Annotated in this window: 23 protein-coding genes; 9 read left to right on the plus strand and 14 right to left on the minus strand. The window is 47.0% G+C overall.

Going from position 1 to position 26,596, the window contains the following annotated elements; all coding sequences use genetic code 11:
* Position 1 precedes the first annotated feature (1 nt).
* The 13 genes from OM95_RS12485 to OM95_RS12545 all read right to left on the minus strand — a co-directional run bounded on the left by OM95_RS12485 (position 2) and on the right by OM95_RS12545 (position 15,315).
* A complete protein-coding gene (locus OM95_RS12485; RefSeq protein WP_291516292.1) occupies positions 2-1,129 on the minus strand; it encodes a DUF3108 domain-containing protein in 1,128 nt (375 codons plus the stop codon).
* Positions 1,129-2,010 carry a lysophospholipid acyltransferase family protein gene (locus OM95_RS12490; protein WP_041874382.1) on the minus strand — a complete coding sequence of 294 codons (882 nt, stop codon included), beginning with the start codon at positions 2,008-2,010 and terminating at the stop codon, positions 1,129-1,131. Before OM95_RS12490 ends, OM95_RS12485 begins: the two co-directional genes overlap by 1 nt.
* Positions 1,982-3,001: a tetraacyldisaccharide 4'-kinase gene (lpxK, locus tag OM95_RS12495; RefSeq protein WP_041874383.1), complete on the minus strand. Its 1,020-nt coding sequence runs from the start codon at positions 2,999-3,001 to the stop codon at positions 1,982-1,984. Before lpxK ends, OM95_RS12490 begins: the two co-directional genes overlap by 29 nt.
* Positions 2,998-4,164: a lipid-A-disaccharide synthase gene (gene lpxB / locus OM95_RS12500; RefSeq protein WP_291516294.1), complete on the minus strand. Its 1,167-nt coding sequence runs from the start codon at positions 4,162-4,164 to the stop codon at positions 2,998-3,000. The genes lpxK and lpxB overlap by 4 nt, the downstream gene beginning before the upstream one ends.
* The gene (locus OM95_RS12505; RefSeq protein WP_041874515.1) at positions 4,149-5,084 is read right to left on the minus strand and encodes a Gfo/Idh/MocA family oxidoreductase; all 936 of its coding nucleotides are present in this window, start codon (positions 5,082-5,084) and stop codon (positions 4,149-4,151) included. The genes lpxB and OM95_RS12505 overlap by 16 nt, the downstream gene beginning before the upstream one ends.
* Before the next feature lie 39 nt (positions 5,085-5,123).
* Positions 5,124-5,948 (minus strand): acyl-ACP--UDP-N-acetylglucosamine O-acyltransferase, encoded by an 825-nt coding sequence (gene lpxA / locus OM95_RS12510; RefSeq protein WP_041874386.1) that lies wholly within the window; start codon positions 5,946-5,948, stop codon positions 5,124-5,126.
* Between the two features lie 61 nt (positions 5,949-6,009).
* Positions 6,010-6,510 (minus strand): OmpH family outer membrane protein, encoded by a 501-nt coding sequence (locus tag OM95_RS12515; protein WP_041874388.1) that lies wholly within the window; start codon positions 6,508-6,510, stop codon positions 6,010-6,012.
* 59 nt (positions 6,511-6,569) lie between these two features.
* Entirely contained in the window at positions 6,570-8,963 is a 2,394-nt protein-coding gene (gene bamA, locus OM95_RS12520) for an outer membrane protein assembly factor BamA (RefSeq protein WP_041874392.1), read from the minus strand.
* A gap of 186 nt (positions 8,964-9,149) precedes the next feature.
* Entirely contained in the window at positions 9,150-9,830 is a 681-nt protein-coding gene (locus OM95_RS12525) for an ABC transporter ATP-binding protein (RefSeq protein ID WP_041874394.1), read from the minus strand.
* Positions 9,823-11,043, minus strand: a complete 1,221-nt coding sequence (locus OM95_RS12530; protein WP_041874516.1) for an ABC transporter permease — start codon at positions 11,041-11,043, stop codon at positions 9,823-9,825. Before OM95_RS12530 ends, OM95_RS12525 begins: the two co-directional genes overlap by 8 nt.
* An 11-nt stretch (positions 11,044-11,054) precedes the next feature.
* Positions 11,055-12,173 carry a peptide chain release factor 2 gene (gene prfB, locus OM95_RS12535; RefSeq protein ID WP_363228124.1) on the minus strand — a complete coding sequence of 373 codons (1,119 nt, stop codon included), beginning with the start codon at positions 12,171-12,173 and terminating at the stop codon, positions 11,055-11,057.
* A 303-nt stretch (positions 12,174-12,476) separates the two neighbouring features.
* Positions 12,477-12,926, minus strand: coding sequence for an rRNA maturation RNase YbeY (gene ybeY / locus OM95_RS12540; protein WP_041874396.1), 450 nt, complete (start codon positions 12,924-12,926; stop codon positions 12,477-12,479).
* Positions 12,907-15,315, minus strand: coding sequence for an HDIG domain-containing metalloprotein (locus tag OM95_RS12545; RefSeq protein WP_041874399.1), 2,409 nt, complete (start codon positions 15,313-15,315; stop codon positions 12,907-12,909). The genes ybeY and OM95_RS12545 overlap by 20 nt, the downstream gene beginning before the upstream one ends.
* 99 nt (positions 15,316-15,414) lie before the next feature.
* Between OM95_RS12545 and mazG the strand changes: the two genes are divergently transcribed.
* Positions 15,415-16,257, plus strand: coding sequence for a nucleoside triphosphate pyrophosphohydrolase (mazG, locus tag OM95_RS12550; protein WP_041874401.1), 843 nt, complete (start codon positions 15,415-15,417; stop codon positions 16,255-16,257).
* Between the two features lie 31 nt (positions 16,258-16,288).
* Here the strand turns inward: mazG and OM95_RS12555 are convergent, their stop codons facing one another.
* Entirely contained in the window at positions 16,289-17,197 is a 909-nt protein-coding gene (locus OM95_RS12555; protein ID WP_291516298.1) for an HNH endonuclease signature motif containing protein, read from the minus strand.
* Positions 17,198-17,638: 441 nt separating this feature from the next.
* On the opposite strand from OM95_RS12555, the gene OM95_RS12560 reads away from it, so the two are divergent.
* From OM95_RS12560 to OM95_RS12595, 8 genes are read left to right on the plus strand one after another with little or no spacing between them, the layout of a single operon-like run.
* Positions 17,639-18,712 carry a hypothetical protein gene (locus OM95_RS12560; protein WP_041874521.1) on the plus strand — a complete coding sequence of 358 codons (1,074 nt, stop codon included), beginning with the start codon at positions 17,639-17,641 and terminating at the stop codon, positions 18,710-18,712.
* Between the two features lie 12 nt (positions 18,713-18,724).
* Positions 18,725-19,345, plus strand: coding sequence for a PilZ domain-containing protein (locus OM95_RS12565; protein WP_041874406.1), 621 nt, complete (start codon positions 18,725-18,727; stop codon positions 19,343-19,345).
* The gene (locus tag OM95_RS12570; RefSeq protein WP_041874408.1) at positions 19,317-20,027 is read left to right on the plus strand and encodes a MotA/TolQ/ExbB proton channel family protein; all 711 of its coding nucleotides are present in this window, start codon (positions 19,317-19,319) and stop codon (positions 20,025-20,027) included. The genes OM95_RS12565 and OM95_RS12570 overlap by 29 nt, the downstream gene beginning before the upstream one ends.
* A 58-nt stretch (positions 20,028-20,085) precedes the next feature.
* A complete protein-coding gene (locus tag OM95_RS12575) occupies positions 20,086-20,619 on the plus strand; it encodes a biopolymer transporter ExbD (RefSeq protein ID WP_291516300.1) in 534 nt (177 codons plus the stop codon).
* A gap of 3 nt (positions 20,620-20,622) precedes the next feature.
* The gene (locus tag OM95_RS12580) at positions 20,623-21,126 is read left to right on the plus strand and encodes a biopolymer transporter ExbD (RefSeq protein WP_041874413.1); all 504 of its coding nucleotides are present in this window, start codon (positions 20,623-20,625) and stop codon (positions 21,124-21,126) included.
* 4 nt (positions 21,127-21,130) lie between these two features.
* Positions 21,131-24,844 (plus strand): tetratricopeptide repeat protein, encoded by a 3,714-nt coding sequence (locus OM95_RS12585; RefSeq protein ID WP_041874416.1) that lies wholly within the window; start codon positions 21,131-21,133, stop codon positions 24,842-24,844.
* Positions 24,845-24,858: 14 nt separating this feature from the next.
* Positions 24,859-25,107: a hypothetical protein gene (locus tag OM95_RS12590; protein ID WP_041874419.1), complete on the plus strand. Its 249-nt coding sequence runs from the start codon at positions 24,859-24,861 to the stop codon at positions 25,105-25,107.
* Between the two features lie 14 nt (positions 25,108-25,121).
* On the plus strand, positions 25,122-26,591 hold the full coding sequence (locus OM95_RS12595; protein ID WP_041874421.1) for an AgmX/PglI C-terminal domain-containing protein: 1,470 nt from the start codon (positions 25,122-25,124) through the stop codon (positions 26,589-26,591).
* Positions 26,592-26,596: the final 5 nt, after the last annotated feature.

Consider the following 26,596-nt stretch of genomic DNA (forward strand, 5'->3'; position numbering starts at 1 on the left):
GTTAAGGCTTTCCGGGATTGATTGCAACGACTTCAGAAACCAGGGTGCCGATCTTGATCTTGGATTCAATACGCAACACATACTTTCTATCGTCATCAGAAAGCCAGATGAAATTGTCACCGATAGGTTTGAATTTCCCCTTCAGAACAATATTCGGCTGAATCACAATGGCCTTCATCGGTCCTAGCTCGGTGTCCAACACCTCTCGGCGTAGGGCTTTGCCGGAAAAAACCAGGTTTTCGTTATCATTGGCGACCCTGAAGGAATACTCTTTACCCGGCTCCCACTGGAAGTTTCTCATGTAATAAACCGCGCTGTAGACGTTTTGAGAAAATGGGAGAAGTTCCCACTGTTGACGCTTTTCCTCTTCGCCGTCTTCTTTGGTCACCTTCTTTTCCCAGAAAGTGGCGGTATTTTTTTCGGTATCAAAGAGCATCTTGGCTTCGCGCAGCTGATTGGATTCCTTCACATGTAATTGAAATACGCGAGGCACCAGATCTTCAAAATCCACGAAGGTTTCGACACGGTCATCGACACTATAGAAACTGTTAAAGAGCCTGCTGGTTTTGATTTCAATGGCGAAGGTATAGGACTTGCGGTTATTCACCATCGAAAAGGGTTCGACTTTCAAACGCAGTTCGCCGGCAGACACTTTGAAGTAATGAACGTTATGAATGACTTCTTCGCCGACACGAAAGGGATCTTTCACCGGGCGACGACTAGCCCCCTCAAATCCCGCCGTATCTTCAATATCAGGCTGACGAGTAAGCACTGTGGGCGCCTTCACCTCTTCCACTTTGGCTCCCTTCGTGGGCTTTGGGGCTGCTGTTTTCACTTCTGCAGAAGTTTTGCTTTCCGCCTTCTTCACGGGTTTCTTCGGAGTTTTGCCGGGCTTTGCGGGTGCTTTTACCGAAGGAGTTTTGCTCCCAGGCGTCGCTGCGGTGTTCGTCTGTTGCGTGACGTCCGCCGGTGTTGCGATGGGCGCTTCGGGTTTCACGATAGTTACGACACTTTCGAACTCTTCGTTCTTTTTGAGATTTTCAGATTTCTCATACTTCAAAACGGATGAAGAGCATGACGCCAAAAAAGCAGTCGCAACAATGGAGCCCAGAAGCTTTGGCAATTTCACTAAAAATCCTTCCATCGACGATGCACCCACATCCATTGTTCAGGGTGCTTACGCACAATCTCTTCCAACTTGTTATTGAAGGACTGTGTCAGATTCAAAATAGTCTGATCCTTATCTTCGGACACACTTTGGGATGTGTCTATAGCTGGTTCAACAACGACATGCAGTTTTTTATCAGACCCTTCAAAGGTGTAAATCGGTAAGACGGGAGCTTTGGTTTTCTGTGCGAATAAAGCTAGACCATAGGCCGTTCCCGTTCTTTTACCAAAGAAGGTCGTGGCAACCCCGAAAGGTTTTCCCATATATTGATCCAGGACAAAGACGATCGCGGCATTCTTTTTTAGGGCTTTGAGAATTTCAAAGGCGTTGTTGGGAGCGTGCGCATCGATGTATTGAACACCTTTGGCTCCGCGTGTGGCAAACCACAGATCATTGAACCATTGAGTCTTAAACTTCTTCGTAATAATGAAGGTTTCCTGTCCCTTCATAACCAAGGTGTTCGCCGCCAAATCTCCGTTACCCAAGTGCAGCGTTAGAAAGAACATGCCCTTTCCCGCCGCCCGGGCTTTTTCTACGTTTTCCCATCCCTCATAAACGACATTCTTCGCGATCCATTTCTGGGAGAGTGAGGGAATGAAAAAGAATTCTCCGAAGTTATAGCCAAGATTATAGACGGATTCGCGCCCGATGCGATACTTCTGGTCTTCGCTCAACTCAGGAAAAGCGATATCCAAATTATTAAGAACAATTTTCTTACGAAAACCAAAAACATCGAACCAAAGAAAACCCACCCACGAGCCGGACTTGCGAAGCCAGGAGCGCGGAAACAGCGAGCTGAAAAAGCTCATCACTTTAACGAAGAATCTGACAAATAAGTTCATGAAGACGTCCCTTCTTCCCCTGCTCAACCACTTCCAAGGAAGCACTCCAGAGCAATGAGGAGTCTGAGAAAAGTTGGCGCAGTTTGACGGCGTCTTTTTCGGTGGTGATTAAATAGTCCGCCTTGGATTTGCGGAATTCATCTTCGATATGAGCCACATCCGCGGCCGTGTACTGGTGGTGATCGCGATAATGCAGGCTTCGTTTTGAAACCTCTCCGATATTTCTCATCATTGTTTCAAAGACATCAGGGCGAGCGATTGCGGAAACTAGAAATAGATTTTTTTCTTTCAGCTCTTCTCGGGAAAGAACCGCCTTTGTCCCGCTGTTTTTCAAGTGATTGATTTGATAGCCCAGATAAAGAATTTCTTTATCCTTAGGCAGGCGACTTTCCAAGGCCTTCATATCAGCCTCTGCCGCCAGATTGCATTTGGAAAGAACCAGAACATCGGCTCTTTCCACGCCATCCCAGGATTCGCGCGCTCGGCCTTCCGGCAAAACGGCGTAATTTTCAAGGCTTTCCGTTGCATCCAGGATCACTATGTTCAAATCACGATGCAACTTCCGATGTTGAAAACCATCGTCGACAATCAAAAGATCAAATTGCTCTTGGCTGATAGCATATTTCGCCGTCTGCCATTTGCTGGGTCCGACAAAAACAGCCACTTCAGGATTGGACTGAGCCAAAAGGACTGGCTCGTCGCCATAGTAACGAGCGGCAAAAGGATGTTCGACATCCACCAACGACGGACTTGCCACATCCGCGCGATAAGAGCGACTGATCACCGCCACCTTTTTTCCCTCGGCAACCAGGGATTTCAAGCAGTAGTCGGTGATGGGCGTCTTTCCTGTTCCGCCGACTGTCAGATTGCCGATGCTGACAACTGGAACCGGCGCCTTAAAAACCCGTATCATGCCACGGCTGTAGAGAGAGTTTTTAACCCCCACGACCTGGGTATACAAAAAAGATAAAGGTTTTAAGTAGTACTTCATTTTGTTAAGTATTTATCCAAAGCTTTGACAACCCGTTGAGTGGCGCCACGATCCCCCAAATACTTCCGCAGTTCTTCCAAATCATGGACGACCTGAGCCTTATATGCAGGATCTATGATATACTTTTCCAGTAAAGAAGCCAAATGTTCGGGGGTCACCTCCGACTGAAATCTTTCTGGCACAGCCTCTTTGTTTAAAATCAGATTCACTAATCCAAAATATTTTGTCCCGCGCACCATCAGCTTGGCGAAAACGCCGGTCAGCCACTTCATGCGGTACATGATCACCATGGGCTTCTTCAGAATTCCCACTTGCAGTGTTGCCGTGCCCGAAGCGACTAGCATCATATCCACAAGATGAATCATCCGGAACGGTTCGTCTTTCAAAAGTACATAGGGAAGACGGAAGTCCTCCAAATACTCTTGCATTTTTTCTTTTGAAAATGTTGGCGCCGTTAAGATGACAACTTTTAGATTCGGATATTTTTTTGCCAACACTCGCGCGGTATCCAATTGGATCTGGAAATGTTGTTTCAACTCCAAACGACGACTTCCGGGCATCAAACCCAGAACAATCTCATCATCCCGGATTCCGCACTGATTGCGATGGATCTTTAGATAGTCTTTGTCATTTAAAAGTTTGTCATCGAGTTCATCCAAAAGTGGATGCCCCACGAATTCAACGGGAACTTCGTGTTCCTCGTAAAAAGGCACTTCAAATGGAAAGAGGACGAAAACCTCTTTGCAATATTTCTTAATGGTTTTTACGCGCCCCTTACGCCATGCCCATACTTGCGGCGAGATGTAATAGACAACGGGAATTCCCATCGCATGAAGCTTCTTGGCAAGCATCAGATTGAATTCGGGATAGTCCATGACAATGGCCACTTTCGGGCGTCTTTTTTCCGCCTCGACGACGAGGCTGTCAAAAACGCCTTTCAGATGACTGTACTGAGCGATGATTTCAGCGGCCCCGACCACAGCCATTTCTTCGGATTTTCCCAGACGTTCAAATCCGATATCTTCCATATCCTGGCTGCCCACACCAAACGCGTGAACCTGTCGACCCTGTTTTTTCCAGGCTTCAAGAATTCTTTGCGCATAGGTGACACTTGAGGCTTCCGCCGCAACAATCAAAACCTGATCCATCAGCCCTCGATCCATCTTTGCACATCTTCGATGGCTTTTAGTGCAACCAGACCGTCCCAACCTGTGACCACGGGCTTTTTATTATTTATAACAGCGTCCACGAATGCATCTGTTTCTTTTTGCAAAGCATCCGCTTTTTCCAAAGTCCATTTGGTAAACTTCACCAGTTCGTCACCACCGGCACCCTTTTCACCTTTTTCCAGCTCATGGGTCCCTGTGTTGGCAAACAGGGTGAAATCATCCTCGATAACACGCACGGATCTTTGCATCGTCGAAGCAACACGACTGACATTGATGATCCCCACCACACCATTTTTCATTTTGAAAGTGACGGAAGCCGTGTCCAGCTCTTTCGAGATAAGTTTTGTTCCTGTGCCCACCATGGATTCAATTTCGCTGCTGCCACTTAAAAAGAACAGCATATCGATATCATGAATCATAAGGTCATGCAGAACGCTGACATCCGCACCACGGGCTTTGTAAGTCGCCATGCGGGTCATTTCAATCAAACGCGGCTTTTTCAAATTCTTTTTTACTTCCACAACGGAAGGATTGAAGCGTTCAATATGCCCTACCGCCAACTTTAAGTTGTTCTTTTCCGCTAGAGCGACAAGCTCTTCCGCCTGCGCCAACGTGGCCGTGATCGGTTTTTCAACATTCACGTGCACGCCGTTTTGCAGGAACAGCTTAGCCACCTCGAAGTGACTAAGAGTGCTGGCTGCCACAGTCACCAGATCCACCTGTCCCAAAAGATCCTGTGGACGATGAAAGCTTTTAACGCCAAGCTCGGCAGCGATTTTGTCCGCTTGCGCCGGGAAGTGATCACAGACCCCAATCAGTTCTACCTGAGGGTTGTTTTTATATTTCTGAGCATGAAAATTACCGAGATAACCAACGCCAACGACGGCAGCTCTTAATTTTTTTCCAGAAGTCATTTTAAAATCTCCTGATTCCAGATCCAAGGGCGACGCCCTTTATTCATCATCTTGCCAGCCCTTAGGGCTTCTATCGACAGCAATACCTCGCTTCGAAGACTTAATGAAGTTGATGAAGTACTCAATGTTAGGACTCATAACACACTCTTGCTTAATGCGTTCGATACCTTCATCGACGGTGTGCGATCCCATGATGATAATGCGAATAGCCTTATGCACATTGGCCACTTCTTCACGCGGGAATCCTTTGCGAGAAAGGCCGATCTTGTTGGTCGCACGAATCGTCGCGTAGTTTCCTTGCGCGCGAGAAAAAGGCAAAATGTCCTTATTCACGATCGAAGATCCCGCGATGAAGGCGCCGCGCCCTACTTTAGTGAACTGATTCAACGCGGACACCCCACCGATCGTCACATTGTCTTCAATTTCACAATGGCCACCCAAATGACAGCCATTCACGATCACCACGTTGTTGCCAATATGACAGTCATGTCCGACGTGCGTGTAAGCCATCAATAGACAGTTGTCGCCGACGGACGTTACACCGCCACCTTTGGGCGTTCCGATATTCACCGTAGTGAATTCGCGGAAGGTATTATTTTTTCCAATGATTAACTTTGTGGGTTCACCTTTATAAGAAACGTCTTGAGGAGGACCACCGATGACAGCACCTGGAGAGAAATGATTGTTTTCGCCAATTTCCAAAACACCATGGCGAGAACCCAAGGTCACATGACCTTCTATAAAAGTGCCTTTGCCAATTTTAACTTTACCTTGAATCAAGCAGTACGGACCGATTTCAACATCGTCTGCTATTTCAGCTTCGGGAGAGATAACACTGCTTGGATGAACTTTATAATTTGCCATGAATACCATTACCTTAAACTAGAAAAGGGCCTTTCCAGGCCCCTTTCGTTTTATCTGAGAACTACTTTTCTTTTTCGAAGGCCGTAATCACTTCTTGTGTTAAATCCGCCTCAGGTGTTGCATAAAGCACCATCTGGGAGTTTTCGATCACCATTGTGTAGCCTTTGTCTTTTGCGATCTTGCCGATCACTTTTTTCATTTTTTCCAAAATCGGCGCCGTCAATTCGCGCTCTTTCTTTTGGATTTCAACTTGGCTTTTGCCAACAACATCACGGTACTTCAACATTTCTTCTTGGAATTCCGCTTGTTTTTTGCCTAGAGCATCTTCAGAAAGAACAGACTTTTTCTTTTCCAAGTCTTCGCCCATTTTCTTCAAATCAGCTTCTTTCTTTTCCAATTCTTTTTTCTTTTTATTGAACTCTGTTTCAAGTTCCGTTTTTGCTTTCTTACCTGCAGAAGTAGATTGAATAGCTTTTTGCATATCCACGTAACCTACTTTTGCTTCCGCTTGTGCAAAGGATGCCGTCATAAGCATGCTTAGCACGATCAACATTTTTTTCATCAATCCTCCTTAAAGGTTTCTATTTCATTCCAACTGCCAACCCGCCCCGCGCATTCGCACTAGAAGCTAGGCCCGATCGAAAACTCAAACACGGTGGCGTCGTGATAAAGTGGATCGCGATTCAATGGGAAACCCCATTCAAAACGCAGGACCCCGATCGGAGAGTACCAGCGGATACCGAAGCCGACGTCCGCGTAGAAGTTATCTTCAGATAAGAGATCGTCCGCAGCACCGACGTCGAAGAATCCAGCACCCATGATGCCAGCTTCTTTCACCAAAGGGAACTGTAATTCCGTCTGGTACATAGCCTGCTGAGTACCACCATAGAAACGCATCGCACGTTTTGTGGCTTCTTCGTCACTAATCCCCGGGTTGTCCGCGATGATCTTCGCTTTGATCTTGTTGGATAGTTTCATTTTACCCACACGGTACGAACGATAACCACGCAATGAATAAGGGCCACCAAGAAGATAAAGCTCACTGAAAGGCACGTCTTGGCCTTCCAAAGAATCGATGCGGGCGTAACTGATGTTATTTCGCCACACCACATCCCAGAAGAGGTTTTTATAATAACGGAAATTCGTATTCATACGAGTGAACTTCAAATCCCCGCCTAGACCTGCATACTCATAAGATGCACTTGCGTACATCCCTTTGGTCGGCATTTGACGGTCATTGCGAGTGTCATAGTCAATTGTCGCGGTAACCGACGAAGTCACGCCCGATGCTGTTTCGAGAGGGAACAAATCACGGTCCGTTAAAGACTGCTCTTCACTATCGAATTTTTCTTCCAAGAGCGTATCATCGTATTTATAGCGCAGATATCCGCGAGTGAACTCTGCCAAGGGATGACCAAAGCGGATCGCCCCGCCGGTGTGCTTTTCATCGTAGTCCGCACGCGCCGAGTTCGCACTTTGATAAAGGTCACCACCCACCGACCAAAGTGTGTCGTTGAAGTACGGCTCAGTGAACGAAAGACTGTAGTAACTTCCGGTATTACTTAGATTCAGTGAAGCACCAAGGTTTTGACCTTTTCCTAAAAAGTTCGCCTGATTGATTGACCCCTGTAACGTGAAACCTTGGGACGTTCCGTAACCGGCCCCTAATTGAATCTGCCCGGTATTTCTTTCCTTCACGGCAATATCCACATTCATCACTTCCGTGCGCTCAGGATCAATCGAGGTCTTAAAGTTGACCTCTTCAAAGTAACCCAAACGTTGGATATTTTCTAAGGACTGACGACGGCGGGTTTCGTTGTAAAGCTCGCCCTCATTGATTTTTAACTCGCGACGGATGACTTTATCACGCGTCTTCGTATTGCCGATCATGTTGATCTTACCGAAGTAAACTTTAGAACCCTTGTCGAATTCGAAGATCAAATTCACTTTGCGTTCTTTGGCATTGAAGGCCGTGCGCGGAATCACGTTGGCATAGGCGTAGCCCAGATCTCCATATTTCGCCGTCAACTCGCTGATGTCTTTTTGCAAAACATCGTAGGCAAAAACACCGTTATCGTCGATCTTGATCGCCTCATACAACTCTTGCTTCGGAAACAGAATATCGCCGGCGAAATCCACTTCGCCAACATCATACTGTTCACCTTCCTCAATCCGAATGGTAATGTAGATATTTTTCTTATCCGGCGTCACTGTCACTTGCGGACGGTCGACTTTTGCTTGGACATAACCTTGATTCCAATACAGGAAGCGCAGGATCTGCACGTCGCGCTCAAACATCTCTTGCTTGTATTGACCAGAGCCCGAAAGGCCCGAGAAGAAGCCGCCTTCCTGAGTCAGCATTTTCGATTTCAGCTGCCCATCGCCCAGGTTTTTATTACCCAGAAACGTGATCTTCTTCACTTTGACTTTGTCATTTTCACGAACTTTGAAAACCAAGCGGACGGTTTCGTCTTTATTGATATTTTGAACTTCAGCGTCCACCTTCGCCAGGAAATAACCTTTGTCTTCGTAAAGCTTTTGGATTTTTTCAACGGCCTCTTTGACCTTGGCCATGTTTAACAACTGATACGCTTTGATTCCCGTGGCATCGGCGATGTCGTCAGACTTCACTTCGCTATTGCCTTCGTAAGTGATTTCCACAATGGAAGGCTTCTCAAGAACTTTGTAAGTCAAAACAACATCTTTGCCGGTCACCTGACGACTGACTTCAATGTCGTTAAAGAATCCCAGCTTAAACAACGCTTCCACATCATCGCGAATGCTTTGCGCAGAATACTCGGCACCCACCTTAGAAGTGATCTTGGTTAGAATCGCATCTTTTTCAATTTTACGATTTCCCGCGACCTCGATGTTTTTGATCACCAAGCCCGATGGCACCGGCGCCGCCGCTTGTACAGACGCCTTCGAGTTTTTAGCGGTTTTCTTCTTGGCGGGAGCAGCCCAACCCATCGAAAATAAAGAAGTAATTAACAAGACACAAAGAAGCTTACTCAAAGTTCATTCCCCGCAGCGCGATTTTCAAAAATCTATAAGATTTCTGCATACTTACAAATTTATTGGGGAATCGTAACTTAAGACCAAGGTCCTGTCAAAGAAGACGCGCCGCGCGCGCAAGCGCCTGCCGCTTTTTTACCCAATGGGAAGCTTAAATGATGCTGCGTAGAGCAAAAAAAAGAGTCGCTAGATCCAGACGCCATCTTTCATTCGGTACACCTTAGGGAACTTCGTTGCAAACGTCAGATCGTGAGTGACGACGACCAAGGCGAGCTTCATCTCTTCTTTGAGTCGAAAGAACAACTCTTGGATCTTACCACTTGTCTGAGAATCTAAATTTCCCGTGGGCTCATCAGCGAATAAAATCTTCGGGTGTCGCACCAAGGCGCGCGCGATGGCCACACGCTGCAACTCTCCACCAGAAAGTTGATTCGGATAGTGTTCGCGGCGCTCAGAAAGCCCCATAAAATCTAAAAGATGCAAAGCCTTCTCGCGCGCCTGCTTCGGCGATTCGCCCGCGACACGACAGGGAATCATGATATTTTCCAAAGCCGTGAATTCACCTAACAAGTGATGAAACTGAAATACAAAGCCCATTTCAGAATTGCGAAAGCGCGACAGCTCTTCATCATCCATCGCCAAAAGATCGCGCCCTTCGCAAATCAGCTCGCCCTTGTTCGGACGATCTAAGGTCCCCATGATCTGCAACAGAGTGCTCTTACCCGCTCCTGAAGATCCCAGAATCGCCAGCGCTTCGCCCTCTTTGATTTCCAGACTGATGCCGCGAAGGATTTCAAGTTCCCCGGTTCCTTGGGTATAGGACTTGTGAATATCTGTGGCTTTCAAAAAAACTTGAGTGTCATTCATTGCGAAGCCCTTCCACGGGGTTCAGCCGCCCGCCCCGCCGCGCAGGAGCTAAGGTGGCGATGAAACAGATTACTAAAGTCGCCACAATAATGGCGATAGAGTCGACCAAGCGAATGTTCACATCGATGGAATCCAGACGATACACTTCCCCAGCGATCAGCCCCAATCGGCTTTGGGCAAAATTAAAGAGAAGACATAGAATGAATCCCAGGATAAAGCCAAAGAAAATACCGATCGCCCCCATGAGCAAACCCTGGAAAGCGAAAATTTTGACGATGTCTTTGCGGGATAGGCCCACTGTTTTTAGAATCGCGATATCTTTATAGCGACGAACCACATTCACTAAAAGAGTAGAAGAGACATTGAACGCCGCCACCAAGGTGATAATCAGAACAACGAAGAAAATTCCGGGACGTTCCACGCTCACGGCCTCGAAAAGATTCTCATTAGAATCCCGCCAATCGCGCACCCAGTATGGAGATCCCAACACATGACTGAGATTGAAGGCCGCCTGGCGGGCATAGTCCACATCTTGAAAACGCAAAAGCAAGCCTGAGTAACGATCTCCGATATCAGCAAGTTTTTGCGTGGCTTGCAAATCACTGAGTATGAAGCGCTCGTTCCAATCGTACTTTCCTAAATCCAAAATTCCGTGCAGTTGAAACTCGCCTACGCGACGTTGAAATTTTGACGGATCGACAGTATCAGCCACCGGAACCACCACGCGAAATCTGTCGCCTACCTTTAAATTCATCTTCGCCGCCAAGCCCTTGCCCATCAAGGCGAACGGGACTTCCGACGAAGATGACGAGGTCAGATCCGCAGATCCACTCATCACACGTTTGTTGAAGTTGAGAACTTTAGAAACCTCTTGGGTGTCCACGCCTTGAATCAGAATGCCCGAAATCTTTCCCTGATGCGCTAAAACGGCTTCAATAAAAACAAATCGGGACGCGCCCACTAACGTGGGCTCAGCTTTACGAATGCGCTCTTCAAGCTCTTTGTAATCGTCGGGAAAACGCGATCGTTTAACCACCTGAGCATGACCAGAGACATCGGCCATGGCATGTTTCAGAGTGGATTCAAATCCGCTCATCACGGCCATCGAGGCCACCAAAGCGGCCACACCCAGAATCAATCCCAAGAGCGACAAAGGTGCCGAGCCCCCGAAAAGAGTCTTTCGGGAAATCAGCAATCGCCATGCAATCCACATCAAGGATTTATTCACTGAGGTTTCGCCTCGGTGGTGATCTGTGACTTTAAAAAGGCCATAATAAAGCCATCCAAATCACCGTCCATCACATCATCCACCTGATTAGTTTCAAAATCAGTTCGGTGATCTTTTACCATTTGATAAGGATGCATCACGTATGAGCGAATCTGCGAGCCCCACTCATTGGCTTTTTTCTGGGAGTTCATTGCATCTTTTTCCGCGTTGCGCTTTTCAACTTCCAATTCATAAAGGCGGGCTTTCAACATCTTCATCGCCTTTTCTCTATTTTGGATTTGTGAGCGCTCCATCTGACAGGAAACAACGATGCCGGTCGGCGTGTGATACATACGGACCGCAGAGTCTGTTTTATTGACGTGCTGCCCACCCGCACCACTGGAACGGAAGGTCTCGACGCGAATATCTTCGGGACGAATTTCGATATTGATATCGTCGTCCACCTCTGCCCACGCAAAAACCGAGGCAAAAGAAGTGTGTCTGCGGGCATTGGAATCAAACGGAGAAATACGCACAAGGCGATGCACTCCGGATTCGGCCTTCAAATAACCGTAGGCGTAAGGTCCCTCTACTAGCAAGGTGCAGGATTTAATTCCGGCGCCCTCACCCTCTGTCATTTCGACAACGCTGACCTTGTAGCCATGCTTATCGGCATAACGCGTGTACATGCGCAAAAGCATTTCGGCCCAGTCACAAGATTCGGTACCACCCGCCCCCGAGTTGATGGACAGGTAAGCACTATTGGCATCCAATTCGCCGTTAAGAACTCGTTTGAGTTCCAAATCCTGCCCATATTTCTCTAAGGAGGTCACTTCTGATTTTACTTCGCTAAAACTGCCTTCATCTTGAGCTTCCATCGCCATTTCCAGAAGAACCTTGGCATCGCTCAGACGATTTGCAAAAGAATCGAACTCGCCGACGGCTCTTTCCAGCAGAGTTTTTTCTTTATTGAGTTTTTGCATTTCTGCAGGCTTTTCCCATAACGAGGGATTTTCGGCTTGAATAGCCAGTTCATCCAGGCGCTTTTTCTTTTTATCTAAGTCAAAGATACCCCCGAAGTTCCGTGGAGAAACTTTCGAGAGCACCAATTCTGCTTTTGATTTCCGATGATTCAGTAACGATAGACATAGGCCCCAGTGTATCCGTGGGACCTAGTCTGTCAAGAAAAACGCCTCCTTGAGCAGGGAGGGGAAAGCTCTCGGAGGCGACAAGGGGAACACTGACTCCCTATTACAATCTCGATGCCAAGTGGATGCATTGCGACCGTTTGCGAAATGACGGCGCTATAGAGGCCTCTCGTATGAACTCAGCTGTGATTCGCTTAAAACTTGATCAACTTCAGGTGCGAAAACTGTCGCTTTTAAAGTGTTTCGTGATTTTTTGATCTTGAGCATCAATATAGAAGAGCTGGCGGCCTTTTAGGCGGAAAGATTTTTCAAAAGCCTTTCGAAAACAGCGTCTTGGAGGTCCAACATTTCCTTGGCATCCTTTTCGTTGGTTTCATGATCATAACCCAACAGATGCAAGACTCCGTGTAAAAGCATGTAACCCAATTCATGTTGAAAGCTCAGCCCGTGCTCCCGAGCCTGTTTCTTTAGGACCTCAGGACACATCACCAACTCCCCAAAAGAAGTCGGCTCCATCGAGTCAAAACTGAGAACGTCCGTGGCGTAATCCTTCCCGCGAAATTCGTAATTGATTTTCTTCGCGGGCCCCTTATCTAAAAAAACCAAAGTGAGTTCTTTTTGCGCGTGACTTGCCTTCAAGACACGACGTTTTTTAAGCTCGCGCTCAAGATCTTGCATCCACCGTGCGATGAATTTACGGGGAACGGCGTGTTTGGATTCGTTAACGATCAGAACTTGCATTGGTTTCGCCCAATCCCCCACCCGCGCTGCGTGGATAATCAATGCGCTGATGATAAATTCCAAGAAGAATACGAACGAAGGCCGCCTCAACTTTGGAAATATCCTTTAAGGTCAAATTACACTCATCCAATTGCGCGTCCGAGAATTTTCTTTGAATGATGTTTCTCACAATATTCTGCAGACGTGCCGGTGTCGGCTCATCCAAAGAGCGCGCGGCCGCCTCGATACTATCCGCGAGCATACAAAGAGCGGATTCACGAAACTGCGGTTTCGGTCCCGGGTAGCGGAAATCCTGATCACTGATTTCAGGATCGTCTTCTTTTTTCAGGTCCAGAGCTTTATTATAGAAATACGAAATCAAGGTCGTTCCGTGATGCTGGACGATCCCGTCCAGGATGGGTTTTCCTAGCTTGTAAGCCATTCCCATCTCAATACCGTCTTTCACGTGCGCAATAAGCAGGGTTTTACTCATGAACGGAGAAATATGATCGTGAGGATTATGGCCGGGCTTCTGGTTTTCGATAAAATAATTGGCGTGCTCCATCTTACCGATATCATGATAGTAGCACATCACCTTACCCAGAAGCGGGTTGGCGCCGATTTCTTCTGCCGCAGCTTCCACCATCGACCCCACCATCATGGAGTGGTGATAAGTTCCGGGAGCCTTGACAATCATTTCTTTCAAAAGCGGATGGTTCAGATTACTAAGCTCTAAAAGCTTTACATCCGTGGTGTAATTGAAGACCGACTCCAAAAGAGGAATGAACATCATGGTCACCAAGGCGCTGAAAATACCGCCCAAAAATCCTGCAGGGATCGAAAGCAGAATTTCTTTCAAGCCCCCTTCTTGATCGAACTTCGTCATTGTCAGAATGAAGGCGATCATTAACGCATTCACAACTCCCGTTCTGACACCCGCGAAGTAAATATCATTGCGGGTTTTACAATTGAACACGCCCCGAGCTGCGGCGATTCCGCCCACCAAACTCACGAACATGAAACTATAATTATAGTCCACCATGATCCCCAGGCAGACAGAAAGGAATGCGGTAAAAAGCCACACGATTTCGCCATAAGTGATCAACAGACCCACCAACATCGGGCCCGCCGCCACCGGGGCCGCGTACAAAAAGATCGACGGCGGAATAATATGCCCCATCTTGGAAGCGAACGCGGCGTCTGTGATGAACATATAGACCTTGGTAAAAAGGATCGCGCCAAAGGCAATCAACATCATCACTGTGACATCTTTAAACTCGATGCGGATCTTGTTCATGGTGAAACGTTTTAAGTACGAGAAGAAAACCAAAATCGCAACGGAAAGCATCAGCGCCATGGAAAGCGCCATGATGTCTTTGCGTTTATCCGCGCGGATGTTTTCAATCTGTTTGATCACCGCCATTTGAAAAGGCTGAATCACGGCGCCTTGCGAGATAATCGCTTGATTCTTTTTGATTGTGATCGTCACTGGAATCACCGCATCCCGTGCCGCTTGTCGGCGCGACGCCGTTTCCTGCTTGTTCAGTGTCAGGTTTGGAACCAACAAAGAACGGGCGAAATACAATAAATTCGCCTGGTCGCTTTCAGAAAATCTATTCAGGTCCTTTTTGGCATCGAATTCAAAATTCTCTGGCGCCTGCAGATCCTGAATTTCTTCACGCGCAATCGGGAACTCTTTACCCAGATTGTTTTTATGAACGACCCGCGCAAGCACATTGGCCTGATTCGCGGGGATAAATCGATCCGGCGCCTCGGCGATTTTTTTATCATACCAGCTTTCCAGATTGCGGATGATAACAGCTTCGATTCTGGGCGTGAACTTCAGGTCCACCAGCCATTCGAACATAAAATCCGAAACCACGACGCCGAGTTCTTTTTCAAACTGCTTCTTATGTTGGAAGAACTCTTTCACCTGGCGTCGATGCTCTGCCGGAGACGAAGACCACTTGGTCTCGCGATAATAAGCACGCATGCTTCTGAAGGAGTGAATCAGATTAACGGAAACCCGCTCAAAGACGCTGGTGTCGAAGTCGTAAACGATAGGCACCGAGTATTCCGCTTTAAAGCGCTTTTCTTCGGTCGTCACTTCATCTGTCATTTCAAATCCGATAGGAGAAACCACATCGAATTTCGCGACATCGCCGACATTGAAGTTATAAGGGACATCCAACTGATAAAAAATCGTGTAGGAAAGAAGAACACAGTAGAGGAAAATCAGCGCTGCACGACGGATAAAGAACTTCTCTTCCATGATTTGCACCATGCGACCGAAGAAAGTCTTTTCAAGGCCAATGGAATCCACCCAGTCTAAGAACTTAAGACTGTGATCCTCATAGTTGACTCGAGTCGCAGGACTCTCGCCTTTTTTAGTTTGCTTACCTCGCTGCATATCCAGTTTTCTACCGTATCCTGTTTTACGAAAATTGTCGAAATCACTGTGTAATTGTGCTAGCTATGAAGAGATTCCATCAGAAAGTCGAGGCTCCTTATGGCTGCAATTCCCACTAACTTACGTCAAATTGAGTCCTTAGTCGAGATCGTAGCGCGTCTACGCGGCCCCGACGGTTGCCCTTGGGACAAAGAACAGACACACGAGTCTTTGACTCAGTACGCAATTGAAGAGACGCATGAGTTGGTAGAGGTTTTAGAGGCCCCCAATAACCCTGCCAAAGACTTTAAAATCAAAGAGGAGCTTGGCGACGTCCTGTTTCAGGTGATTCTACACACACAGTTGGCCTCTGAGCGAGGAGCATTTACTTTAGCCGACGTTATTGAGGGAATTTCAGAAAAACTTGTGCGAAGACACCCTCACGTCTTTGCCGGTGTGTCGGTGGCGGACTCTGAAGAGGTGAAGCGCAACTGGGAGGACATCAAGAAGGCAGAAAAAGCGGCAGCACTAGCGGCCTCGGGAGGTTCTGAACCTTCAGCTTCGCCTTATGCTTTGAATGTGCCTCCTCTTCCCGCTTTGCAACGCGCTTACAAAATTGGCAAACGCACTGAGAAGCTGCAGTTTGACTGGGAAGATGCCGAAGGCGCGATGAATAAAGTTGAAGAAGAATTCACGGAACTTCGCGAAGCCATTGAAGAAGGCACCGACGAACACGTCCAAGCGGAACTCGGAGATGTTTTGTTTTCTTTAGCACAGCTAAGTCGACATTTGGATCTTGATCCAGAACAAATCCTTCGCCGCGGAAACGTGAAATTTGAAACTCGGTTTAATAAAATGATTGAGCAGGCCGCCGCCGATGGCGTTGACTGGGGCTCTTTGAGCATGGATGACAAAGATCGATATTGGATAAAGGCCAAGGAAGTTCTGAAGAAGAAAGCTTAGTTCTTCTTCAGAACTTATAAAAATCCATCCCCTATCTAAACCGCCGTCCCGCTTCCAATCGATATTTCAACTTGTTATGTTGGGCACACAGAACCTGAAGATTTTCCATCGAGTTATCTCCCCCACTCCAGCGAGGCTGAATGTGATCGACTTGAAGAAGCCAAGTGCTTCCGCATATTTTTCCCGTAGATGGAATCTTAAACTGACAGCAGGGTTGCTTTGCGAGCATCATTTTTCTAACGCGACTGCTTACCGCCACCGTGGCGGTGGAACCTTCGTTGCTAACTTTTCCTTCTGTTGAATTTGCGGCGATTTCGCCCGACGCTCCAGCCTTTGTTTTCTGCGAGATGACCTTATCGCACATGGCTTCTATAAAGCGTGGGATATCATTTGTAGATAAAGAATGCGCCAGAAGACCTTGCGCTTGCTTTAACTTCTCATACTGCCTTTTGCTCAAAGTAAATTCGATGCGAACACTCTCATCCGCCTGCGTATGGCTTCTTGCTTCTTGAACAATAGGCAAATCAAAAAATGAGGCGATTTCGCGCTGGGTTTCACTGTGACTGCGATTCATTATGTGAGTCAAAAGCTCTTTTTTATCCGATGCGGGAATTTTAATATTACGTTCTCCCATAAGCTCCCGGGACGCCTTCTGAAGCATCGACACTTGATTCAATTTGATTTCTCCGGACTCGATGAGTTCAGCAGCTTCAGGGATTTCGCGAATCAACCTTGCGGCATCAATCCGTCGTTGCGCACTGCCTTCACTATAACCCACCTCTTTCGTCAGATAGTCGAAAATATTGGCGTACCCCATTTCTTGGTAGCTTCGACAGCCGTCGATTTCGGCAATTGTCAGAATGACGATCTTTAACAAAGTTCGCTCATTGCCCGACAGGGATTTAATTTTCGCATCAAGTTCCCGCGTTGATTTTGACATGGCCATAGACACCTCATCGAGATGGCCCTGCAAAACAATTCCCAACACGTCTTCAATTTATTAACCAGCCTGCGCATTCTTACAAACGGTTTTCGGACACAACTTGTTGCCGAACCCGATCAAACCCTCTCCCCGCGCGGCTCTCGTGGTCGTCAATTAGTTCTTCACTCCACCCGCAATTCCCAAAAAATCGCCTACTTAACCCGCTGCCAAATTGGGAATCCCTCGCAAACTGTCCAAAGGTTTTACGCCAGAAATATTTTCTTTCTGTGTCAGATTTTTTTGAAGTCAATAATTCTCGACACTTACAATGTCTCAGGACTAGACGCCCGAAAAAATAAAAAACAAAATCACCGAGTTATGTCAAATTTCAGTTTCGGGTTGTTTTCAACGAAACTGGTTTCAACGAAGCAATGGTGGGGCTCAGGAGGGCATAACCGTATGTATAATCAAGTCGCACGCAAAGCAATTATGATGGCTTCAGCTGTGGCAATGTTGGCTGGCTGTAATAAGGGCACAGACTCCTTCTCGCTGTTGAAAGATGGCGCTGACTACAAACAGCAAGCCGTATTCATTCCCAAGAAGATCGACATCCTTTGGGTGATCGACAACTCCGGCTCTATGGAAACATCGCAAAACAACCTTGCTTCGAATTTCCAATCGTTCATCAATCGTTTTAACCAATACAACTATGATTTCCACATGGCCGTGACCACAACCGACGCTTGGGAAAAACAATTTCATTCCGATAGCGTTAAAGCTCGCATCAGGGACGGTGCGAGACTTGAAACGTCTCCAGGCAACTATGTCACAACGTCTTCCGGCGTGTTTGTGATGGACAAACAAACTGCAAATCTCAGCAACGTGTTTTCAACAAACATCAAGCAAGGAACGCTTGGTAACGGCGACGAAAGAGCTTTCGAAAGCTTTAAGCAATCCCTGCTAGAGCCTTTCAATGTAAACTTTCGCCGCAGCGAAGCCTTCTTAGCCGTGATCATCGTGAGTGACGAAGAAGATTTTTCGGGCTCTTCAGAATCAGCCTTCGAAGACGCTTCTAAAAACTACACCGTGCAAAGCTACGTCGACTTCCTGGATGGATTTACGAATGTCGCCGCGAACGGTAAAAACTATTCTGTCAGTGTGATTTCGGTTCCGGACGCCGCTTGTAAAACACAGCTTTCTACAGACGGTTTCCAGCGCAAGATTTCAACCCGCTTGCCACAGCTTGCGGATTTAACTGGGGGAGTGAAAGGTTCTTTGTGTTCCAACTTCGGCGACACGCTAGAACTGATCTCTGATTCCATTATCCAGCTGTCAGCGGTGTTTAAGTTAAACCGTGAGCCTCAAGTAGATACAATCAAAGTTACTGTCGATGGTGTGACAGTGAACAACGACGCAACCAATGGCTGGACGTACAACGCCAGTGATCTAACAATCACTTTCCACGGAACTTCGGTTCCGGGCGCGAACGCCAACATTCAGATCGACTACTATCCGAAGTCGATCAAACTGTAAGGGGTTATTTGTATGGGTGGGGTACAAACAGCAACGAATACAGTTCAGTGGTACATTCTTCGTGGGGAAATGAAATATGGTCCCTACGAATATAAATCCCTGATCACGATGATCCAAAATGGCGAGCTTTTCGACTATAACTATGTCTGGGCTCCGCACATGGAAAATTGGACTCTCGTGGGAGACCTTCAGGAGTTTTCCAAAGACCGCCTTTGCCGCCTGATCGAGACTAAAGATCACCTTTCCGGCGCATTCAAAGAGCGTAAATTTCCACGCGTAGACCTGGTCACTCCGGTTTACGCTCACGATGATCATACATTTTTTGACGGCAACACTCTTAGTGTGAGCGAAAACGGAGCCTTGGTTCTTTTGAATGATCCCTTGCTTCAACTCGGTCAGAAAATCATGATCAATTTCAGAGTTTCTGAGAACAACCCTCAGACATTCAATGTGCTTTGCGAGATCGTTCGCAAGAACTACTCCAAACAAAGACTTAACGTAAAATCTGGTTTGCATTATGCAGTTCGTTTCCTCCAAGTGCAAGATCAGGGCATGGCGCAGTTAACAAAATGGACACGCGGTGGCGTTTCCAAGGAGGAAACAAATGATGGCATTCTTAAAGTTCATGAATGATTCCGGCTTCGTCGGCTGGTGTATTCTAGTAGTCGGTATCGGTTCTTTGGTTCTTGTGGCGGAACGCGCACGCGCTCTTTACAAAGAGTACGGCATGAACGTTGAAGAATTCATGGGTAAAATCCAGAACATGATCCTGGCTAAAAAACTTGATGAAGCTTTACTTCTTTGTGCACAACTTGAAAGTAAACCTCTGGCGAAGGCATTCAAAACCATCATCGAAAAAGCCGATCGTGATGACGACACTATTTTCCAGGCGCATGACATTGCGTTGAGCGAGAATATTCCGTTGTACACCAAACGTCTGCACTATCTTTCGATGTTAGCCAACGTGGCGACTCTTCTTGGTCTTTTGGGTACGATCCACGGTCTGATCCTTTCGTTCCAAGCGGTGGCAACAGCCGACCCTGCACAAAAACAAGCTTTATTAGCACACGGTATCTCGGTATCGATGTATACAACGGCTTTGGGTCTGGCGGTGGCGATCCCAGCGATGGTGTTCTTCTCTTTCTTAACTGCCCGTCAAAACCAATTGATCGAGCAAATGTCAGAGAAGTGCTCTAAGCTGACTGAGCTACTTACCAGCGCTCACATCCCGAACCTCACTCGCCAAAACGTGTTCCCCGATCACGTAACGGCACCGATGGCGACTCCTCCTAGCCCAGGTACAAAGGTTTCCTAACGGAAACCTTTTCCCGGCGCGGTGGACCTTTTCAAGGATGGGATAATTTATGAGACGCATGCGTAAGATTAAAATCAATCATAACAGTGAGTTCGAGCTGGACTTGGCTCCGCTTCTGGCCGTGATGGTTAAGCTTGTACCGGTTCTTCTGGTTTCTTCAGCCTTCGTACAAATGATGGTGATTGAATCGGAACTTCCTCAAGTGGTCAACGAAGCCATCCAACGTCAGGAGCAAAAACCCACTCCGACAAATATCGCTATTGAAGTTGAGACAACGGGTATCAACATCGTGGTCACAGAAAAGGGCCAGGACAAAGTCGAGACTATTCCGCTTAAAAACGGCGCTTACGACTTCGAAACACTTCATGCCAAACTTGTCGCAGTGAAGAAAGCTCATCCTGACATCTTTAAACTGGAACTGAATCCTGACGGCAAAGTTCCCTATGATGAGATCGTCAAAGTAATGGATGCCGCCCGTCAGGCGCGTGACAACAGCGTCAAATTTCCCGTGTTTGATACCAAGCAAGGTAAAAACGTGGAAACAAACTACATGTTTCCAGAAATCGTCTTCGCCAACATGATGGAGGGCTAAGCCATGTCACGCCGACGTAGATATGAATTGCCTACTAGTAAAAATTCAACTTTCACTTTGAATATCACCTCCATGACGGACATGTTCACAATCATGCTGGTGTTTCTATTGCAAACCTATTCAACTGCGGAAGTGCAAATAACCCCTGACAGCTCTTTGCGTCTGCCGTCTTCGGCGTCGATGGTCAATGCGACAGATGCAATTAAGATCTCTTTGTCCCGCGAAGCATTGAAAATTGACCAGACGAAAATCGCAGACGTGAAGAATGCGGATTTCCTGCCCCAAGACCTTGAAGATAGGGATACAAATTTTATTAAACCTCTTTTCCAAGAGTTAGACCGCCTTGCCAAATCCGATTCTGAAAAAGACAAAGCTTTCATTAAAGAAGGGCGCATTCTTCTTCAAGCGGATAAGGAACTCCCCTACGCAACTTTGCGCAAGGTGATGTACACAGCTTCTATGGCGGGCTTTCCTCAGTTGAAACTTGTCACCTTAGTTGGAGAGTAAGTTTATGATGCGTACAGCAGTTCTACTTCTGGCATTTCATCTTTTTTCAATGTACTGCTTCGCTGCAGATAAAAATGCCAAGGGCCTTTTGCCCGAAGTGCGTTTAAACGGCAATAACGAAACAGAAAACGAGAAAAAGGCGTTCAGCAGCGAGATCATGATCACGCGCTCTGAAAACAAGGCTATTGAGTCACTGCAAGGTATTATTAAAAAGAAAAAAGGCTCCAAAGAGGAAGCGGATCTTTGGTATCGCCTGGCCGAACTTTACATGCGCCGTTCAAAATCAGGCCGTTTCTTTGACCTTCACCAGGACACGCCCCTGGCGAAACTTTCGCCGTTCCCGGTCGCCAATGAAAAAGGCGCGGAGGCGGTCAAAAGAGCTATTAAAATCTATACGAAAATTGAACTGGATTTCCCGGGCTTCAAACAAATGGATGCCGTCCTTTTCAACAATGCGTTTGCCAACCAACAGGTCGCTCAATACAAACAATCACAATTTCTTTACGAGAAGCTTTTAACTCGCTTCCCGAAATCCCCCTTGATTGCCGACGGAACTTTGGCAGTCGGTGAGCTTCTTTATGACCAGGGAAAATTCAAAGAAGCTCTTGAACACTTTCTAAAAGTAGAGAAATTCCCCAATAGCCGCGTTTACTCTTACGGGATGTATAAGGCCGCTTGGACTTATTACAACCTTCGTGATAGTGACAACGGCATCAAAAAACTTGTCGAAGTTGTAAGAACAAATCCGCCTCTGCAAGATGGTGAAGTCCCAACAAACAAACACAATCTGCGTCGCGAAGCCCTTCGCGATTTGACTGTTTTTATCGGTGACTCCTACCCTGCTAATAAACTTTATACTTTCTTTGAAGACCTCACGACGGAAGATGAAATGGGTCAATCAATGATTGATCTAGCGAAACTTTATGAGTCGCACAGCCGCCAAAAAGAGATGAATATTTTCTTAGGTGAATACATCGACAAACGCCCTTCAGGGCCTGAAGTCGTCCGCGCGCACCTTTATTTGGTGGATGCCAACGAAGATCTTAAGAAACGTGACCTCGTTATTGATCACATGCAAATGGCCAGCGATCTGTGCCGTCGCGATTCAACCTGGAGAAATCTACAAAAAGCCGACATCGCCAAAGAATCCTGTGACACCGCCTTCCGCACGACAAGTCTGGAAATGGCCAAAAAATGGTGGGAGATCTGGCTTAAGAACAAACAAAATGCCGAGTTCTCGGATTTGACTTTGCGTTTGTTCAAATTGATGTTGGATAACGAAGACCCGAACAAACCGGACTTAAAAACGCGTTTTGCTTACGCCGAGCTTCTGTTCCAATTGAACAGATTTGACGAAGCCAGCACTCAGTACAAAATGGTCGGTGATAAAGCCACTGACGAAACAATGCGCCATGACGCGAATTACGCAACCCTTTACGCCAAAGAAAAGTCGATCGAAAAAGGCAAAGATCCTTTGAAAGAGGCAGAACGCAAAGAGCTGGCTGCCAATTATTTGGCGAAACATCCCACGGGGAAATTTGCTACTTTGGTTAAATTCAAAGTGGGCCATATCGCGTACGAAGAAAGCAACTACCCAGAAGCTGAAAAATGGTTGAAGCCTTTGGCTCAGCTTAAAGGCACTGAGAACGCGGATATTAAAAAGAAATCCGAAGACTTGATCTTGGATATGTTAAACATCCGCAAAGACTATGCGGGAATCAAAAATTTCTCGAAGCAAGTCATGAGCTCAACCGGCGACGAAGACCGCAAGAAGAACATGAATAAAATCATGGAAGAGGCTCACTTCACTGAGATTCAGGAATTCGCAAAAACCGGAGACAAAGATCAGGCATCGCAAAAGCTGATTGCCTTCGCCAAAGAACATGAATCCTCAAAACTTTCTCAAGATGCCTTGTGGCAGGCCCTCAGCCTTCTGTATGCGGAAGGAAAGGTTTTTGAAGCGGCTGAATTGTCGCAAAAATTCGTGGATAAGTATCCTAATGACAAACGCAATCTGGATGCTTTGAAGGAAGCCGCAAAAGCATATGCAGATGTCGGTCAGATTTCAAAATCAGCCGAGACCTTGGTGAAAATCGCGGATCTGGACAAGAAGGGCCGTAACACTCACCTGGAGCTGGCCGCTGATATCTACCTTCTGGAAAAGAAGATGAAAGAGGCTCGCGCCGCCTATAACGGTATCTTGGCAGCCGCAGATAATAAAACATTGAGCCGCATTTACGGAAAGCTTTTGGATTCCTATAAAGGCGAAAACCGCGGCGCTGAGTACGAGAAGTTACAAAACCAAATCATGGCTAAAGGCATCGAGCCTTTTACAACCGAAATCATGATTGATCGCGCGAAGGCTCTGCTTGACTCCGGCAAGACAACAGCCGCATTTGAGCTTTCCATGAAAGCCAACGGCCGCGACGTTCCTGCGGAAGTGCGCGCGGAAGCTCGCCTGATCCAAGCTCGGGTTCTGGAAAAAGAGCTCGTGGCGCAAAGTGTGAAGGCCCGCGAAGAAAAATTTGCGTTGGTTCTTTCCATGAAGACGGAAAAATTGGACAAAGCCCACACCGCTTATTTCACGACGTTGAAAATGTCCAAAGATCCTTATCAACAGCTGGAAGCCATGCGTGGTATCGACCGTTGTTATGCGAACTTCATTGATAGCTTAACGACAATGCCTTTACCCGCATCTCTGTCCCCCGCCGACCAGGAAGCCCTTCGTGCGGAGATCGCGAAGTTAACTGCGCCGATTCAGGAAAAGAAAAACGAAAACGAGGCGAAACTGAAAGTTCTGGCGGCATCCAAAGGCCAGACCACAGAAAGTGAACGCTCTTATGCAAGTCTGCGCGTGGATCAGACCGTCACACCTATGGCGCAATATCCAGAGGCCAGCAAAATGACGGCCTTCCTACCCGCGTCCATGGATATGACCATTGGAAAAGTGTCTCGTTATGATATTTCCAAAACGAAAAATTGCAATCGCTCGGCCATCATGACGGCGCAATTGCAAAACTTGAATCCGCTGGAAGTTGCTGGAAATTGTTATTCTTCTAGACAGTACGAAATGGTCGAAAAACTCGGTCTAGAGCTTGCGAAAAACAAGGACACCCGCGCGTTGGGCTTGTTCTATGCAAGCCTGGGCGCTGAGGGCAAGGGCTTTGATAGCAAGGCCTTGTGGATGATTGAAGCGGCTATGAAGGCACAACCAGAGGTTTCTCCGTTCGTGTACCAAAAAGCCCGCTTGATTTACAAGGCGGATGGCCTGAATGAAGCAATGCCATTTTTCGAAAAAGTTTTAGACATGCAAATGCCTTCAACAGAAATGCAAACTTTCGCTGGAGTGAAGGCGTTCTCAGAGGGAGATTTTACGAGAGCAATCGAAAAATTTTCTTCTCTGAACAAAGAACAGTTGTATACTTTAAACGTGGGAACCTTGATGAGTGAGTCTTACGCTCAGAAGGGCGAAGTCGATAAAGCTCTCAGCACTTTGAAAGATCTGCTGAGCTTTAAGAAAGACAACGCAGACTTCTTGTTGCAGCAAGCACATATCTTCGAGACCTACAAACAGAGTCCGACGCTCGCGTTGGATTCTTATGAAAGAGCTTTTAAAGCCAGTCAGAAAATGGATATGAGAGACTGGTTAGGTAAGAAAATACAATATTTGAAAACACAAAACAAAGTCGGTCAGCACGTTATCTCGGGAGACTTGTAGTATGGAGGGTACAAGTGAAAACTATCATCACGGCGATGATCGCTTTCATTCTCTTGGGATCAGTGACTGCTTTGGCCAAACAAAGAACAGTCCGTAAAGTCCAGGAAGTCAATTTCGGTGAGATGAACCTCAAGGGAACGATTCGTAACCCAGATGGGGCCTATCTTGTGCAAAAAAGAGGTATTAAATTTATGCCTCTTTACGATGTGCAAAAAGATATGGATGGCCGCATTCGTGAATCCGCTCTCTATTTGAATAACTAATTCAGAGGTGTTACATGCTCACGTTGATTGTACGTCAGTCCCTTAAAAATGGGACGGCAAAAACTTGGAAGCTGCGCTCAAACAATACAACTCACACCTTCGGTTCATCCCGCTTGGCGGATGTGATTTCAATTGCTCCCGGCACACGGGGCATTCAAGGTGTTTTCGAGTACCGTGACAACCAGTGGTGGTATGTCAATATGGATCTTATGACAAGCGCAGTGGGTGCAAACTCCCCCGCCCTGTCATTGGATAAAGAACAAATTTTGCAATTGGAAGACTGCGAGCTTAAATTCACGCCCGTAAAAAAAGAAGCCGATCTCTATCTGCGTCTGGAAAAGGCGGGTCAAGAGCAGCGTGACGCCGCCAAACAGTTCCAGCTTTACATCGTCCGTCAGGCCGGCAAAGTCGTTGAAACCAAAGTTCTTCCCATGAAAAAGAAATTCAAGCCTGCTGTCGCCATCAACGCAACGGCAATTGTTTGTGTGCCTTCTCAAGAATGGCACAAACAAACGGTCGAAGAGCTTGAGATCAGCCAACGAACAGTTTCTTTAGAAGATGCTGCCAAAATGGGCCACATCACGGCCAGTCAGTTGGTGGATGAAGAATCCAAGCGCGGTCTTTATATCGTGTTAGGTGCGGCGTTCTTTCTGGTCACGGTCGGCATCTTTGCGCCAAAACAACAATCCGTTGAAACAGCAGCAGCTCCACCGAAAGTGGCGCAGAAAATTATTGTTAAAACAGAATTGAAGCCTAAACGCAAAAAAGCAGAAACACCTCAACAACAGGTTGTGGTGAAAGAAGCGGCTCCTGCCGCTGGCCCGAAGGCCGAAATGCCGACGAATAATGGTAGCCAAAGCAAGGTTTCCAAAATGATGAAATCCCTGACTGGCGGTCGTATTTCTCAGTTGATCGGTAAAGTCTCTGCTCAGGCCGCAAAAAGCGGCAACGTCGTATTTGCTAATGGCGTAAAAGCCGGTAGCGGTGCTTCCGGTCGTGCCTTAGCCGCCGTCGGAGGCATGGAAAGATCCGGTCGTGACTGGGGTCAAGAAGGAACAGGCACTGGCGTTGTTATTTCCACAGCGGGTAAAGGCGGAGGCCGAAATGCATCGGGCATGGGCGGCTTAGCCGCTGGCGGAACCGGCAGTGCCGGGGTTGGTTTGATTGAGGAAGAAGGTGAAATCACCGGCGGTTTGGACCGTGAAGTGATCGCTCAATACATCAAATCAAAACTAGGTCAGATCCTTTATTGCTATGAAAGACAATTAAGTGCCAATCCGGATTTATTCGGAAAGGTCGCAGTGAAGTTTACAATCGGCCCATCTGGCGCCGTAGAACAACAACTTATTGGAGACACAACACTTAAGAACGCAACCGTTGAGGGATGTATATTGAATAGGGTTGCCGCATGGAAGTTTCCGAATCCACAGGGGGGAACTCGCGTGCTAGTGACATATCCATTCTTATTCAAGAGTACAAACTAAGGCGG

The organism is Bdellovibrio sp. ArHS (assembly GCF_000786105.1).
In the GTDB taxonomy this organism is placed as follows: domain Bacteria; phylum Bdellovibrionota; class Bdellovibrionia; order Bdellovibrionales; family Bdellovibrionaceae; genus Bdellovibrio.